We start from the raw sequence: 14,540 nt of genomic DNA, 5'->3' as shown, positions 1-14,540 counted from the left end.
GTGAGATGCTGCAGCCGTAGGGGGTGGGATTGATACTGGAGGAGAGGGGGTCGAAGGCGAAGGGCTTTTTGCAACTGACTGAGGACTATTTGGTGGTCTTTGTTGAATTTGTTGCAGAAATGCGAGCGCTGCGTTAGCTGGAGAAACAGTCAGTTGAACTCCGCCTTGTAGTAATGCCTCCAGTTCAGAGTTACTTTTTGAGCGAGCTAAGGTATTAATAACGCTAGCTCCATAACCTTCTGTAAGCAGCCGTCTGACTACTAACACTTGCAGTAAGTGCCGATAGACATAACGCGCTTCTCGTCCTTCTCGGATGGGATCATCCAGCATTTCCTGACCGGTATAGTGCCTAACCAGCCGAGGAGAGACTTCTTCTCGCACCCTGGTATGTGCCTTTTCTTCGGGCAGAAATTGAGGCAGCAGCTCATTCGCGATCTGCACCAATTCATCCAGCGACCAATAAGGATTTTGCTGGGCGATCTGCTGCAATGTTTCCATGGGTCTATGCTAACCACGCCAATATGGATTGTCAATGACAACTAAAGTTGTAATTCAGCTGCACTCTTTCGGCTCAAGGGTACCGCTTGTATTGAGACGCGATCGCAAGCCGTTAATTTTTCATTGCATTGAAAATAGCAGCGATCGCTGGGTGGATCAGGTAAACTACTCTTCAAGTTATGTAAAAACGGAGGAAATCAGTGACTGTAAGGATGAAAACGTATCGTCATCGAAAAGGAGGTAAAGATGTCTTATGAAGGCTAAAAACCAAAAACCCCAACTGCGCTAACAGAAGGGGTTCGAAGGTTTTTTATTATTGGTTCGGAATAGAGGAGACTCTAACTTGTGTGCTTGACGGGCCCGCAGTTAAGTCACCCACTGTGCCATGCGTCTATATTACGGTCATTTGGTGAAAAGTGACAAGACCTTAAAGCGTCTTTCAGCATACAAATGAAGCAGACAAATGGCTCTCTATTCCTCTCTACATCAGGGATGGAGCGCATCGAAGAAAAATGAGGAATTTTCTGTTTGTCTAAGCCAGTCTTAGAGAAAACTTAGCTATTCTCAATCTGCGGATCGCTCTCTCCCTGTCCAGTCGCTATTTCGGGACAGAGAGACCATGCATAGCTACTGTGACGATCACCTGCACCAGCAGCGTGACCAGTCGTACTTACTCACTTTGCACCCTCTGTCCCCTTGCCCCCACCGGACTAGAGAGTTGCATCATGCCACGCAAACAAACACCTGCCTGTGAAAGTCAGGCAATCACCTCACAGCCCGCTCGTCAGCGTTCATCCGAACCCCTACCCCGCGACCCATTAGGCCAGCGCTTGTGCCAGCTCTTCCCCTACCCCTGGCAAGCGATCGTCGCCCCTACCCCAGCGGATGCCAGCCAAAAACCCGCTTGGCAAACCCTCACGCAGTACCCCCTCAAGCCCCGTAGTCTCTGGACCTACTGGCAAGATGCCGCTCAACTCGTCGGCGTTCGCTTTTGCCCCACTACCTACCACGGCCTCATCGACCTCGATGCCCTGAGTCTGCATCATCCCACCCGCGATCGCCAAGCCCTCATCACCCTCCGAGCTGCCCTCGCCAGCATCGGCATTCACCAAACCGTTTTGCTGCGCTCTAGCTGGAACGGTGGTCTTCACCTCTACATCCCCCTGCCTGAAGCTGTCCCCACCTTCGGCCTCGCCGTCGCCTTGAAGCACTGCCTAGAAGCTCACCACCTACCCTTGCAAGCAGGGCAACTGGAAGTCTTCCCCAACGTCAAGCGCTACAGCAAAGCCGGAGAATACAGCGAGTACAACGCCCATCGCTTGCCTCTCCAACCCAGCAGCGGCTCCGTCCTCCTCAGTGACACTCTGCAACCCCTGCCCAGTAATCTCTCCACCTTCTTCCAGCAGTGGGACCAAGCCGCCGCAGCTCAGGACCTAGCCCAACTGCATCAAGCGATCGCCCAGGCGAAGAAGCAGCATCAGTACCGTTCTTACAAACGCTGCCGCAACACCGCCCTGTGGCAGCAAGAACTGGAAACTGAGATGAAGCAAGGGTGGACGGGACCGGGGCAAACCAATCACCTGCTCAAAACTATTGGCTGCTACGGCGTCGTCTTTCTATCCCTCTCCGGTGAAGCGCTAGTCCACTACATCGAACACACCGCTATCTACAGCCCTGGCTACCGAGAGTGGTGCCAACACCAGCACGAAATCAGCCGTCGCGCTCAAGAATGGGCCATAGCCGCAGAGAACTACTACTGGCCCCTGGGCACCTCTCCTAAGCGCGATCGCACCCTGCCCCTAGCCACGGCTGCCAACAACATCGTCAACTTCAACCAGAAGCGAGCCGAAGAGGCCCAGGCGCGGATCAAACAAGCCGTTTTGGAACTGACCCAACAAGGTCAGCTACCCGATGGCCTGACTGCGCGAGCCCAAGCGATCGCCTCAATAGCTCAGTGCAGTCACAGTACCTTGCAGAAGTACAAAGAGCTGTGGCATCCCGAATGGTATGTAATAGAGCCACCAGAGACAGTTACAGCCTCATCACTAGCTCCAGCGATCGAACCCTCAAAAGTACTAGAAGACGCTCCTAGAGAGGAATTACACACCTTTCCCTATATGAAGGGTGGGGGGGCTGAAGGGAGTCTTGTGGGAGAACGAAGTTCTTTTTCTTCACAAGGGGAGGGTCCAGGGAGGGGGAAAACCAGTTTTCCACAGCCTTTGACTCCACCTCTTCAGATCGCCCCGGATGATCTCAGCGATGTGATTGTGGGAATTCAGATTCAAGTCAAGCGATTGGGATGGACTGTGGAGCAAGCCCACCAGTTTATTTCAGACCATTTCCAAGGTAAGCGCCGCAGCCAGCTCACAGATGATGAGCTGGTGTGCTTGCTGTATCACCTCAGAACGCGATCGCTTCAGCAGAATTTGCTTGATGTCTAAGAACTTACTCTGTATCAATCTGCTGGTGAGCATTCAACTTTTGCTTTAGTAAGTCATGCCGCAGTCTGGAAGCGCTAACCATGTCATTGCTCTTCTTTTTATTGCATGCCCAGCAAGTGATGACGAGGTTTTGTCTATCGAGTGTGAGTTTTGGAAAAAGTGATTTTGGCAAGATATGCTCAACAGTTGGATGTTGAGGCTCTAGCATGAAGTCTCCGTTGGCTAAGTAGGTTTTCTCTCCGAAACCCATTTGGATATCGCAACAAGCGCACTTCCAGTTTTGCCGCTCTAATTGCTGCATCCGCCAGTTATGCCAGTCTTGACTACCTTGCCAACCCTCGTAAAGTAGCTTGCCATCGCTCCGTCGTTGTTTGAGCTTTTTCTGAAGTTGTTGGGTTTGGGCAAACTTAATCTCTGCTGCGGCTAGAGTAGCGTCTGAATCCGGAATTTGAGGTAATTCGCTCATGACTTCTGCCTCTTAGCACTAGTTGTAGAATTCGCTTGTTTTAAGCGCTCTACCTTCGCTTTAGTTTCAGTAAAGAGATCTTCGGCGCGGAGGTTTAGGGTTTCGGCGTATTGCAGTTGCTCAAGTCCACTCATGCCAAAGGGAGCATCTTGAATCTGTTCGGCAAGCGATAGAATTGCCCATCGCAGCGATTGAATTGCGGTGCGCGTAGTTGCCTTAGAGCGTTTATTCTCGATTAGCTCTTTGCAGCGATCGCTCACCGCAAACAAGTCATAAACATTGGTACTGCCCTGTTTACGAATGGGAGTCAAAGCTTTGGTCACCAGTTCGGCTTGGTACTTACTAGCTCCCATCTCAATCAGTTGCTTGCGAGTAACAGTTTTCATGGGCACTAAGCTTTCTGAGCTGCACGGAAGGACTGGCGATCGCTGCCACAATGGGGACAGAAACGGTATTCTGGTGCGGCGATAACACCGTTGCAATTGGAACAGTACTCGCTGGCCTCATCTGCTTTAGAGCCAAACAGCCATTTTGCAAATGCCTGTCCAGCTTGTAGAGGTGTCATTTGAGCGAATAGTTTAATGCGCTCTCTCAAGGAAATCAGCTCTTTCATAGCGCTGCGCTGGGTGACGATGACATCCTCATAATCTTGAGCAACTTTCTCCCACTCCTTGGCTTCACTTTGCAAGCGATCGAGTTCCTGCTCGTGGTTGTGTTGCTGTTCGTCAAAAGTTTCTAGTAGGTCTTCTAGCACTTGCCGATGAACTTCGCCTTCTTTATCTAATTGACTGCGCAGGTGAGTCAGCAGTTGGTTCTCGGCTTCAAACTGTTTGGCCTGGGATTCGACTTGCGCCCGGTACGCTTCAACCTGTTGATGCTCACTGCGGGCAATCTGTAACAGCTCATTCTTTTTGGTGCGGCCCAGGATAGTGGAGTCAGCTAATTCCCAAAAGTCCTTTTTTCTTGGCATACCCCACTGCATCCTCGGCAACGACAAGCAGTGTCTTAACGAACTGGCAGGGATGCGATCGCCAAGGCACTACTCTATAATTGCCCATCTACAAGTGATGACGAAAGATCGTTTGTAAAGCGGGTGTAATTAACAGGCAAGAAATTTGTAAACCGTGGGTCAAGTTTTTGCTCGTTACTCATGCTGTTTTGGTTCCTCGCCGTTTAACGATGAATCTTTGATTTTCTCGAAGAGGGATAGCTGTACAGGATTGCTGGTTTCCTCGCTGAAGGGAATTGCCAAGTCCGATTCTGTAAACGTTTGTGGTTGGACAGGAGCCAGCACAGGCTTACTGTTCTGATAAAAAGTCGGCTCGGCAACCCTGGCTGCCCGTTCTTCTGGGCTTAAGTGCCGAAGCTCTTGCACCTTGGCTTTGACCGCCTTGGCAAAAGCTTGGAAGTAGCGACAATCTTGGCACTTCACGTACTTACCGGGATACGGGCAACACTTCGGCAAATTTTCCTCCGAAATGTCCTGCCTACAGTCCTTGCAACCATACTCACAGCCATTGCGGCTTTGCATGAGCCGAATCACGCGTACCGACTTGCAATGGGGGCACACCAACTTACGGATCTGTCTGGTCAGATCCCACTCCTGTAGGACAGTCTTACGGGCAATCAAAGTCAGATTCTTCTCAGCTTCAAACGTAGATTCCACATTCATAATGCTTCAGGCTCCTCTACCTTTTCGGTTTTGAAATTGATTTGTTTGACTTCACCGTGCTGAATAAAGATCTTCTCGACCATCCGGGGATAGAGCTTCACCTTGGCGTCATTCGTCAGGGTTTCCCAAAAGAGAAGATTATTGCCCGAGAAGATGATGGACTCCACATCTTCTCTCAAGAAAGACTGAATCGCCCTTTCCTCTGCTTGTATCTCCTGCAAGAGCGATTGCTTTTTCGTCTCAATATCTGGATCAAATCCTGGATAGTCCTGTAAATATTGGTACTGACGCTGTAAATCCTCCAAGCGCTCAGACTTCGCTAGTTCACGACCTTGGCTTTCTAGATAATGTTTGAAGTGGATTTCACTCAGCCTTTTTTGTTCGGCTTGCACTTCTGGAGTTGGTTCCTGTAGCTGTAGAAATTGCAGAGCATGACCTTCTAGACTCTCACTCTTGGTTTGGAAAGCCTTCTCATGCATAAGCCGAGACTTGGCAACTAACTGGCCAATCAACCTCTGTTCAATCTTTGACTTTTCAGCCGAGCCTTTGTTGCTACAGCCCATTCCTGTATGCCGACAGACAAAATAATGGTATTTCCCTTTGCCACTATTCTTAGAGGGACACTTGGCTCCGCACTCGTAGCAATAGACCAGCCCGCTGAGATAAGCATAGGGTCGATAAAGGTCGGCACTGTTGGGATCTCGAACGAAATTGCTACCACCGACATTGAGGTTCACTTTCAGAATGTGGCGCACCTCCTCCGCCTCTGCTTCACTCAAGAGCCGCTGGTCTGGATGAGTATTTTTCTGAAGCACGCTCTGGGCCGGATTCCGCTTTGGCTTTTGCCGTTTGCCAGTCGTAGCCCAGAGATTGTATTGGGTGTGTCCACAGAGAACCGGGTTAGTTAACCACTGACGGAACCCACTCGGAGTCCAGCAAGGCACGGTATTGTCAGCCTTTTTCCGTTTCTTGAGACCTGGTTTCTTGATGGCTCCATACTTCTGAGAGATGTGCCGAACTGCTGCTTGAAGACTACGCTCCTGGAAAAAAATGCTAATCGAATCTAGAGCAATATCAGCAACCGTTTTGCCCTCGTAGTTCTGCAAAATCTGGGCCCATTCCGCCTCCGAAAACTCGCTCTTCAACTCCTCCAAGAGTGGAGCCACAGGCCGCTGATCCAATTGATAGCGTTTATTGAATGTCACATATCCCCAGGGACAGGATTCATTCGCATACTTCTGTCGGATGCGGTACCGCTTTCCGTGGCGGACCCGTTCCGATAGCAAATCTGTTTCCCACTCTGCCACCGCACCTAACAACCGCGCCATCAGTTTGCCCGTCGGTGTCCTCAAATCCAGCTGTTGATCCAGAATCCGCAGGTTGACCCCACTGTCTTCAAAGATCTCAATACACTTATTCAGTTGGCTTAGGGATCTAGTTAAGCGATCAATCCGGGTGAAAATAACTTCGTCAACTAAGCGGTTGAGCACCAAGCTCATCAGGTGTTGAAACTGAGGTCTATCGTCCTTACTCCCAGACTCGATATCGAAAATAATTTCAGTTGCTCCAGCCTCCCGTAAGCGAGCGATTTGTTGTTCTAAAGCCTGAGAATCCAGTGCTTGCTCAGGAGAGGAAACCCGAGCGTAACCAATAACACGAAGGACTCGCTGACGCTCATTTTGAAGAATCATGAAACCTCCACGTCAGAGCCAAAAGCTAATTGGACAAGAACAAGAGTACCATAATTTGCACGTGTGAAGTCTTAACTACACACGTGCAAATAGCAGCGTATAGTGGAACAGAAAAGCAGTTATTCAGTGCAGGAGTCCTCTATGAAAAGAGCGATCGCTGGCTACGTTCGAGTTATCAGTCTTAAGGCGGAAGAAAGCTCTCAAAGCATGGAGCAACAAATCTCTCGATTAAAGAAAATGGTTTTGCCGATGTATCAGCGGATGCGACAAGGGAGCAAATTGATTTACAGCGGTTTTCAGATTGGTAAGCCACAAGTGCATTGCTAAACAATTACTTTCGCTGACAAATGGCGCGGCTTATTCAAGCGGCAACCGCTGTAAGGCGGTTGATAAGGCAGTTCGGACAGAGCAACTTTGAGAGGTGGTGATAATTCAGATCGATTGCGTGAGTCAGCCTTTACTTAGATTTGCACAACTTTTTGCTGAAAAGGCTTACTTAGGTAAGGTCAAGCTTTTTCAACTTGCTGTGCTGCGGGCTTCAGGCGATCGATCCTCCGATCTCACAACATGAGGATCGATCGCTTTTTGATGCTTGTCTGACAAATGAGCAGGGCTACCACAGCAAAAAATTCTTTAAAGGCGCGTAGCGCCAAAAAGGGCAAGAGGGCGAAGGGTTACAGAGCCCTCGAAGCACTACACACGACCCGGAAACCGATAATGCTGCTGCCTTCGTCGGGCGGGAAGCTGCTGTGAGAGGCAGAACGGCAATTCTCTGGAGGACTGCTCCGGGAACCGCCGCGTGCTATACGAGAACTATTCTCATTCTCACTTAACCAAGCGCTCCCATCCGTCGGCGTGCCTTTGTAACCTCTGTGCCAGTGGTCTGCACACCACTCATAAACATTTCCAAGCATGTCACACAAGCCAAAGGCGTTCGCGATCCCAAAGTGGTTTACAGGTGTAGTTTCTTGGCGCGCCTCCCCTGTTGGGCCGTCGTCATAGGTGTAGTTGCCGTTGTAGTTGGCGAGGTCAGTTGTCAAAGTTTTGCCAAAACAAAACGGGGTGGTGGTTCCAGCTCGACAAGCGTATTCCCATTCGGCTTCACTGGGTAGGCGATAGGGTCTGCTGGTGTGTGCTGCTAATCGGGTGCAAAACTCCACAGTGTCATACCAAGACACCTGCTCCACGGGGCGTTCCTCTCCCTTAAACTCTGAAGGCTCTGGGTCTAGTTCTTGGCTAATCGACGGCAATTCAGCCACAAACCGCCATTGAGCTTGAGTTACAGGATAACGCCCTAGGAAGAAGGTGGAAACGTTGGTTTCATGCTGTGGCCCTTCATGATCACAGTGGTATGGCTCGTTAGTGGGCGATCCCATCCAGAAGCTACCAGCTGGAATCAAGATCATGTCTAGCCCAACGGCTTCCCCTAGCTTTTCGGTGAAGTAGCGGGCTTGCTTGCGCTCTCGGCGGATGACCAGTTCTGCCATGATGGGGTGTAGCAAATAAAGGTTGAGGTGGGTCAGCTAACTCTTCAGCGAACTTACCAAGCGAACTGACCCGACTTGATTTTCGGATGCCTGATCGCGCAGATCAAGGCATCACTGGAGAAGGTCTGGACTCTTCTAGCACTCCCGACAGATCTCCCACCTGTCAGCTCTGGCACGGAAGAGCCTACCCTATAGGAAGCCAATGGCTACGGCGCACTACAAACCACTCGAAAACCGAAGATAGCGCTTGATTTGTCGGGTGGGTGGCTGCTTCGATAGGCGGAACGGCAATGTCTTGCATCATAGCCCCAGGCCCCCCCACGAATTACACGAGAACTATTATTTTCACTCAACCAAGCACTCCCATCGATCGGTGCACCTTCGTAATTTTTATGCCAATGATCTGTGCACCACTCCAATACATTGCCATGCATATCACACAAACCGAAGACATTCGCAGTCCCAAATTTATCTACAAGTGTAGTTGCTCCTGAATACTCCCCTTTTGGACCATTTTTGTAGGTGGAGCTACCGTTATAGTTTGCCAAGTCAGTGGTAATCGTCTCACCAAAATGAAAAGGTGTAGTCGTCCCAGCCCGACAGGCATACTCCCACTCCGCTTCCGTGGGCAACCGATAATCTCGGCCTGTGTAGGCTGACAATCGAGCGCAAAACTCCCCCGCATCGTACCAAGACACGCTCTCAACTGGGCGGTTATCCCCTTTAAAGTGAGATGGCTCTAGCTTCAGTTCTCGACTCATCTCCGGCAGCGCTGCTACAAATCGCCACTGTGCTTGCGTGACAGGGTATTTCCCCATAAAAAGGCTGCCAACCCTCACCTCATGCTGTGGCCCTTCCCGAGCTTGTCGTTCCAGTTCATCCTCTGGCGATCCCATCAAAAACACCCCCGCCGGGACCAACATCATCTCAATTTTGATGTTTTGGGTTAGCGGCTCAACAAAGAACTGAACCTCGTGCGATCGCCGCCGTGCCTTAAGTTGGTTGCCTTTGCTGTCACTAAACTCCAGCCTCTCCTCTAAACCAGCCGAGACACTCGCTGAGATCGCGATCGCCTGTTGCTGAAACATTGTTTCTACTGTAGTAGTGCGATTAGTCTCAGAAGCCTCTAAAGCTGATAGAATTGCCTGCTCCGCTTCAACCTCAGAGGTGTCAGCCAAATCGATGTACGGCAGTTGATTCCATGGGTCAGTTAAAGTGACATCTTCCACTCGCACTAGAAGTAGATACCGATTCTGAGATTCAAGAGCCAACTTTAAAGTTAAAACTCCTAGTTCTGTAAGTGTGGGCGATCGCAGATAGCGATCTGACAAGATAGTAATAATACGTTTATTAAAGGAAATATTTTCAATACTTCGCCCATGAACAATCGCATTTCGTAAGTTCTGAATAGCATCTTTGATTGCCTTGGATTTCCATAACTCGATTGTGACTGTATACCCATGCTCCTTTAATACCCAGGCAATCCACTCTGCCCACGGGCGATCGCTATCCGTGTAACTGATCAAGAAGTCTTTCATGGGCGATCGCACCTACCTGCCATCTATCAATTTATTCAAAACGAGCCAAAAATTTCTTTAAAGGCGCTACACGCTACAAAGGGCAAAAGGGTAAAGGGCTATAGAGTCCTCGGGGCACTACACACCACTCGAAAACCGGTATCGTGGCTCGAGTGAGCGGGCGCGTCGTCGATGCGATAGGCAGAACGACAGTACTCTGGATAGGAGTCCCAAGCACCGCCGCGTAGCATACGATGATAGTTCTCATGCTCGGTCAGCCAAGCACTGCTATCGGTCGGTGCGCCTTCATAGTTGCCTTGCCAGTGGTCTGCACACCACTCATAAACGTTGCCGTGCATGTCAGACAAGCCAAAGGCATTCGCAATCCCAAAATGGTCTACAGGTGTGGTTTCACCTAGAGGCTTCCGTTTTGGGCCACCATTATAGGAATTAGAACTATAATAGTTTGCCAAGTCAGGAGAGATGGTTTCTCCAAAATGAAAAGGGGTGGTCGTTCCAGCCCGACAGGCATATTCCCACTCCGCTTCGCTCGGTAAGCGATATGCTCTGTTAGTGAACTGACTGAGACGTTTGCAAAACTCCAATGCACCAAACCATGACACCTGCTCTACAGGTCTGGCATCACCTTTAACCCTGGAAGGATCTAGGCCAAGTTCCTGATTTATAGAAGGTAGTGTAGCTACAAAACGCCATTGTTTCTGGGTGACTGGGTAGCGGCTCACATAAAAGTCCTCAAGTTTGACTGCGTGCTGTGGTCTCTCATCCTTGCTGCTTTCAGATTCATCTTCCGGAGCACCCATCACGAAGGTACCTGAGGGAATAGCAACCATCTCCAGACTCAGTGCTTTGCCCAGTCGCTCTTCGTAGAGATAAGCTTCACCTGACCGGCGTTGGATCTTCCAGCTATCCTTACCAGATCGAGTTCGCTCTATCGTTGCAACCTCAAATGAAAAGGGATGCAGATCGATCTGATTCGATATCTGAACTCCCATTCCAATCCCTGCGCTCAGGATATCTACTTGAGGTTCCAATGATGCAGGTTGATCGTCAAAGAAAAGGGTAATGCTCTCCACAGTTTGTGTCTGCAACAGTGGCCAACTAGAATCTGGCTCAACAATCTGTCCAGTTTCAAAATCTAAAACCTTCAAAGGCGGGAAGCCTGCAACATTCATTTCTTCATCAACAGGCTGCCAGCCAGCAGGTAAAACTCGCCCAGGTACTGTGAGCGTTACGTCACCCACCTGATAAGTTTGTTGCAATTTGACTGGATCAAGTGTTTCTGGGTTTCTCAACACTTGCTGCACTAACTTGGCATAGTCAACTAGCGCAGGTGATTTCTTAAACTGCGGAGCAAGTTCCTGGGTAATTCGTGCTAGCCGCGCTAGCTCTGCCCGCACTCCTCTCGCTGATAAATTTCCCGTCTCTGCTGAGTCACCAACTTGTCTTAAGCGTTCTGCAAGTTTCTGAGCAGCTTCTTGACAAGCTTCATCTCCTAAATACACCATTGCTGCCAGCCGCTGTGCTTCTAGCTCTTGCCGACGCTGCTCTGGGTTCACTCGACTCAAGAAGTTCACATAGCTAATCAAAACCTGTGCAACCTCGCGCATTCGCTGCTGCCAAAGAGGGGAACCTTGAACCTCTTCCAGTAGGTAAGCGCGCACCTGAGTATCCATTGCATATAGCTCATAACCTACCTGGCTGCATAGGTCAGACAACAGCAAATCGACCTCAGCCTCCCAAGGTACATCATCCTCACCTCGCAAAAATTCATTGCGTAAGTAATTAACCAGCTCTGGCGTCAACACCAATGGTAAAGCAGCATAACGAGCCAGCAATCGATAAGACTCCCTACCAAAGCGAGCTACAAAGCGATCGACTTTGGCTTTTTGCTCCCGCCATTTTTCGGTGTTTGCCATAGAGGTCATAGGGATGACGAGTAAGAGTGCTTCCAAGGCTGCCCACGAATTACATCAATTGCATTGCTGAGTCCCTCCTTGTCCATTTGAAACATTGGTATCGAATTGGCAATAATCTCTGCCGAACTGCCTACCCAGCGTCTAGCAGACATTGGGCTTAACCAGGCAACTAAACTGGTATACCGCCTTAATTGATATAAAAAACGAGCTGTGCCCCTTACCCGCTCCCGAGTTCGGTATCCACGAGCTGCCCCAGCATCACTGACGATCAGCACGCTGGTTTCATTGTCGCAATTGCTCAATACAACATCTAGAGATACTGGTTCCGTGAGATAAACATCTCGATAGACCGTACCAGAAGGCACATTTTGAAAATAGAATACCTTAACGTTTTCTGGGTCAAGAGAGCTTTCCTGCTGAGCAGTTTCAACCAAGTCGCGGGTAAAGTGATGAAATGGTGTCATTGACCCGTTTTGATCAACTAAGAGCAGCAGGCGAGCTGCGTTGCGTTCCCGCCGTACATAAACCGGAGCGATATAAAAACCTTGGCGCGTAACCCGTTGAATTGTTGCTTGGATATCTAATACATCAGCCGGCCCATCCGCTATTAGCCGACGCAGATATCGCCAGCTATAAACCATTAAACGCCGGGAAATCGGGTAATACGCCTGGGGAGTTGATTGCTCTTCATCGCCGGTCAGAATGTAGGGAGCCTGAACAGGTAATGAACCAAGCTGAAGTTCAGAATGCTTTTTGGACAAACTCTCTTGGTGTATTGGGGTATCAGCTTCTTGCACCTCGTGCCGGTACTCGTGAGGTTGTAAATGAGGTTTTTTAGTCCCTGGAAAGGGGGGTTTACGTTGTTTTTGAGCACTAATTTGGTCTTGAACTGATTGCCAAATTGGCTCGAAATGACTTTGTTCCCCCAGCGAATGACACCACAGCAGTTTTAAGGTTTCTGCTAGTGCATTAAGATCTTCAGCAAAACCACCTTTAATCGCATTAAGAGCAGCAAAATACTCACTCACGCCTAACTGAAATCCGCTACTACGTAACCGCAGGAACATGCGCAGTACTACGTCTTGCGGGTCAAAGGCTTTCATGACACTTTAGTAGAGTTTTTCCAGTCATCCTGACGCTTAAATAACAATTCTCGATAAGGCAGGACAATATCTTGTTTAAGTTGAGTAACTTTGTAGGGTTTTGACTCAAATTTATGCAGTGCCCGTAGCCAGTCTAGAAATTCACTCGTTCCAGGCTTCTTGAATAGGCCACCTGTTGTCCAAAGTGTAAGAAACCGATCAATGGCGGTATCGATTAATGTGGCTGGTGGTGCGTTTTCTTTATGAATCTCGTAGTGTTGTTCCACAATCCGCTTTAACAGCTCTGTATCATTCGGAAAGTCTACATAGTGATAGAGACAACGGCGTAGAAAGGGGCTAGGCAAATTACCCTTTTCCTTGTTGCTGGTGATAATCACGATGGGTTTATAGTCTTTATGGGCTTTTACTGTTTCGCCTGTCTCTCGAATAGTGAATTCCCAAGGATCATCTAAAACTGTTAGTAAATCATTCGGAAAGTCTAAATCTGCCTTGTCAATCTCATCAATCAGCACCACAGCGGGGCGATCGCTCATTCTAAAGGCTTTACCTAAAGGGCCAAACTTACGATAATGCTTAGGATTACCAGGATTTCGATTCTGGAGAATCATCCCCTCCTCATTTTCATCATTGTTGGAGTGGGCAGAATACTTTGAAGCTTTATTCAGTTTTTGAACCTCTACATCATGTAGCCGAAGAATGGCATCATACTCATACAAACCATCCTGAGCTTTTGTGCTAGAGCGAACATCCCAGCGGTAGAGAGGTAACCCTAATTCATAAGCGATCGCCGAAGCAAGACGAGTTTTCCCACAACCAGCATCGCCCTCTAATAAAAGTGGCCGTCTTAAATAAATTGATAAATTGACTGCTTTTTTCAGAGCCTCAGACGCAATATAAGGTTCTGGCTGATCTGGCGAATTTTTATGAGCATCCCTTGGTCGATTATCAGGGTTGTCTTCAAAAATCAATCGTTGAGATGAGATCATCGAAACTTCTCCCGTAAGCTGATACAAACGCTCTCTGGTGTACCATCGCTTTCTCTATAAATCTTTTTAGCGATTTGCTTTAGTTCGGCATCCGTTTTCTTCCTCATCTCGTTTGATAAAGTGCGGAATCGAATTAGCCAGTCATGGATGTCATCGGCTGTCCAGTCCGGCAATGGTAATTCCAGCATCTTATAACAGTCGAACATCTGATCATCACAGAAATAGTCTGGAGAGCAATCAAATAAAATTTGGCTATTGGCAGTTAGTACTACAATAAATTTACTTTTATACTTCTTGGAAGTAATGACTACTTGATCAATGAGGGGCTTCCAAAATTTTTCTAAAAACCATAAAATAAATTCTTCTTTTTCCAATAAATCATCCAAACCTTTAATCTCAAGAAATATCGTTGTTCCGTTGTCAACTGACTCTTGAATAATCTTCCTAATCTTCTCGGATAATTCATCTGAATTAGATGAATTTTGAATGTTAAAGTGGCTTGCTAATCTAATTAAAAACTCAGATTCATTATACTGAGAAATGGCAGAGCCTAGATCAACGGAATAACGTCTATAAGCTCCTATAACCTGACCATCAACAATTTGGTCAGCCATAATTACGTTGATGATTTCTTCTATAGCAATCCTAATCAAGTTGTAAGGATAAGGAGAAGTTATTAGGCTGAGAGAAGGACTCGTAACTAACTCACAAGAAATGGATTCACTCCAGCAATTCATTGCCA

14 protein-coding genes are annotated in these 14,540 nt (G+C 48.4%); 2 read left to right on the top strand and 12 right to left on the bottom strand.

The window, feature by feature from the left end; all coding sequences use genetic code 11:
- Window positions 1-498, bottom strand: a 498-nt coding sequence (locus H6F68_RS15835) for a MerR family transcriptional regulator (RefSeq protein ID WP_190560430.1), incomplete at its 3' end; no start/stop codon positions are given.
- A gap of 725 nt (window positions 499-1,223) precedes the next feature.
- On the opposite strand from H6F68_RS15835, the gene H6F68_RS15830 reads away from it, so the two are divergent.
- On the top strand, window positions 1,224-2,939 hold the full coding sequence (locus H6F68_RS15830; protein WP_190560428.1) for a hypothetical protein: 1,716 nt from the start codon (window positions 1,224-1,226) through the stop codon (window positions 2,937-2,939).
- Between the two features lie 4 nt (window positions 2,940-2,943).
- Here the strand turns inward: H6F68_RS15830 and H6F68_RS15825 are convergent, their stop codons facing one another.
- The 5 genes from H6F68_RS15825 to xisF all read right to left on the bottom strand — a co-directional run bounded on the left by H6F68_RS15825 (window position 2,944) and on the right by xisF (window position 6,768).
- On the bottom strand, window positions 2,944-3,405 hold the full coding sequence (locus H6F68_RS15825; protein ID WP_190560426.1) for an HNH endonuclease: 462 nt from the start codon (window positions 3,403-3,405) through the stop codon (window positions 2,944-2,946).
- On the bottom strand, window positions 3,402-3,791 hold the full coding sequence (locus H6F68_RS15820; protein ID WP_190560424.1) for a hypothetical protein: 390 nt from the start codon (window positions 3,789-3,791) through the stop codon (window positions 3,402-3,404). Before H6F68_RS15820 ends, H6F68_RS15825 begins: the two co-directional genes overlap by 4 nt.
- Window positions 3,792-3,796: 5 nt before the next feature.
- On the bottom strand, window positions 3,797-4,375 hold the full coding sequence (locus tag H6F68_RS15815; RefSeq protein WP_190560422.1) for a hypothetical protein: 579 nt from the start codon (window positions 4,373-4,375) through the stop codon (window positions 3,797-3,799).
- 174 nt (window positions 4,376-4,549) lie between these two features.
- Window positions 4,550-5,077 carry an IS1 family transposase gene (locus H6F68_RS15810; RefSeq protein ID WP_190560420.1) on the bottom strand — a complete coding sequence of 176 codons (528 nt, stop codon included), beginning with the start codon at window positions 5,075-5,077 and terminating at the stop codon, window positions 4,550-4,552.
- Window positions 5,074-6,768: a fdxN element excision recombinase XisF gene (xisF, locus tag H6F68_RS15805; protein ID WP_190560418.1), complete on the bottom strand. Its 1,695-nt coding sequence runs from the start codon at window positions 6,766-6,768 to the stop codon at window positions 5,074-5,076. The genes H6F68_RS15810 and xisF overlap by 4 nt, the downstream gene beginning before the upstream one ends.
- Before the next feature lie 141 nt (window positions 6,769-6,909).
- Between xisF and H6F68_RS15800 the strand changes: the two genes are divergently transcribed.
- Window positions 6,910-7,095, top strand: a complete 186-nt coding sequence (locus tag H6F68_RS15800) for a hypothetical protein (RefSeq protein ID WP_190560416.1) — start codon at window positions 6,910-6,912, stop codon at window positions 7,093-7,095.
- 347 nt (window positions 7,096-7,442) lie between these two features.
- Here the strand turns inward: H6F68_RS15800 and H6F68_RS15795 are convergent, their stop codons facing one another.
- From H6F68_RS15795 to H6F68_RS15770, 6 genes are all read right to left on the bottom strand, one after another.
- Window positions 7,443-8,255 carry a formylglycine-generating enzyme family protein gene (locus H6F68_RS15795; protein ID WP_190560414.1) on the bottom strand — a complete coding sequence of 271 codons (813 nt, stop codon included), beginning with the start codon at window positions 8,253-8,255 and terminating at the stop codon, window positions 7,443-7,445.
- 206 nt (window positions 8,256-8,461) lie between these two features.
- On the bottom strand, window positions 8,462-9,793 hold the full coding sequence (locus H6F68_RS15790) for an SUMF1/EgtB/PvdO family nonheme iron enzyme (protein WP_190560412.1): 1,332 nt from the start codon (window positions 9,791-9,793) through the stop codon (window positions 8,462-8,464).
- 98 nt (window positions 9,794-9,891) lie between these two features.
- Complete coding sequence (locus H6F68_RS29060) at window positions 9,892-11,718, bottom strand: formylglycine-generating enzyme family protein (RefSeq protein WP_242065529.1); 1,827 nt, start codon at window positions 11,716-11,718, stop codon at window positions 9,892-9,894.
- Complete coding sequence (locus tag H6F68_RS15780; RefSeq protein ID WP_190560411.1) at window positions 11,715-12,812, bottom strand: VWA domain-containing protein; 1,098 nt, start codon at window positions 12,810-12,812, stop codon at window positions 11,715-11,717. The genes H6F68_RS29060 and H6F68_RS15780 overlap by 4 nt, the downstream gene beginning before the upstream one ends.
- A complete protein-coding gene (locus H6F68_RS15775) occupies window positions 12,809-13,798 on the bottom strand; it encodes a MoxR family ATPase (RefSeq protein WP_190560409.1) in 990 nt (329 codons plus the stop codon). Before H6F68_RS15775 ends, H6F68_RS15780 begins: the two co-directional genes overlap by 4 nt.
- Window positions 13,795-14,540 (bottom strand): hypothetical protein (locus H6F68_RS15770; protein WP_206755529.1); only part of this gene is annotated, 746 nt, incomplete at its 5' end. The genes H6F68_RS15775 and H6F68_RS15770, both read right to left, overlap by 4 nt.

The sequence above is a fragment of the Trichocoleus sp. FACHB-262 genome (assembly GCF_014696035.1).
In the GTDB taxonomy this organism is placed as follows: Bacteria; Cyanobacteriota; Cyanobacteriia; order FACHB-46; family FACHB-46; genus Trichocoleus.
Note: the sequence above shows the minus strand (reverse complement) of the source record. Positions and strands in the feature narration are given on the sequence as shown.

Excerpts from the sequence above, each read along its gene's own strand:
- H6F68_RS15830 (WP_190560428.1), top strand. The coding sequence starts at position 1,224 with ATGCCACGCAAACAAACACCTGCCTGTGAAAGTCAGGCAATCACCTCA.
- H6F68_RS15825 (WP_190560426.1), bottom strand. The coding sequence starts at position 3,405 with ATGAGCGAATTACCTCAAATTCCGGATTCAGACGCTACTCTAGCCGCA.
- H6F68_RS15820 (WP_190560424.1), bottom strand. The coding sequence starts at position 3,791 with ATGAAAACTGTTACTCGCAAGCAACTGATTGAGATGGGAGCTAGTAAG.
- H6F68_RS15815 (WP_190560422.1), bottom strand. The coding sequence starts at position 4,375 with ATGCCAAGAAAAAAGGACTTTTGGGAATTAGCTGACTCCACTATCCTG.
- H6F68_RS15810 (WP_190560420.1), bottom strand. The coding sequence starts at position 5,077 with ATGAATGTGGAATCTACGTTTGAAGCTGAGAAGAATCTGACTTTGATT.
- xisF (WP_190560418.1), bottom strand. The coding sequence starts at position 6,768 with ATGATTCTTCAAAATGAGCGTCAGCGAGTCCTTCGTGTTATTGGTTAC.
- H6F68_RS15800 (WP_190560416.1), top strand. The coding sequence starts at position 6,910 with ATGAAAAGAGCGATCGCTGGCTACGTTCGAGTTATCAGTCTTAAGGCG.
- H6F68_RS15795 (WP_190560414.1), bottom strand. The coding sequence starts at position 8,255 with ATGGCAGAACTGGTCATCCGCCGAGAGCGCAAGCAAGCCCGCTACTTC.
- H6F68_RS15790 (WP_190560412.1), bottom strand. The coding sequence starts at position 9,793 with ATGAAAGACTTCTTGATCAGTTACACGGATAGCGATCGCCCGTGGGCA.
- H6F68_RS29060 (WP_242065529.1), bottom strand. The coding sequence starts at position 11,718 with ATGACCTCTATGGCAAACACCGAAAAATGGCGGGAGCAAAAAGCCAAA.
- H6F68_RS15780 (WP_190560411.1), bottom strand. The coding sequence starts at position 12,812 with ATGAAAGCCTTTGACCCGCAAGACGTAGTACTGCGCATGTTCCTGCGG.
- H6F68_RS15775 (WP_190560409.1), bottom strand. The coding sequence starts at position 13,798 with ATGATCTCATCTCAACGATTGATTTTTGAAGACAACCCTGATAATCGA.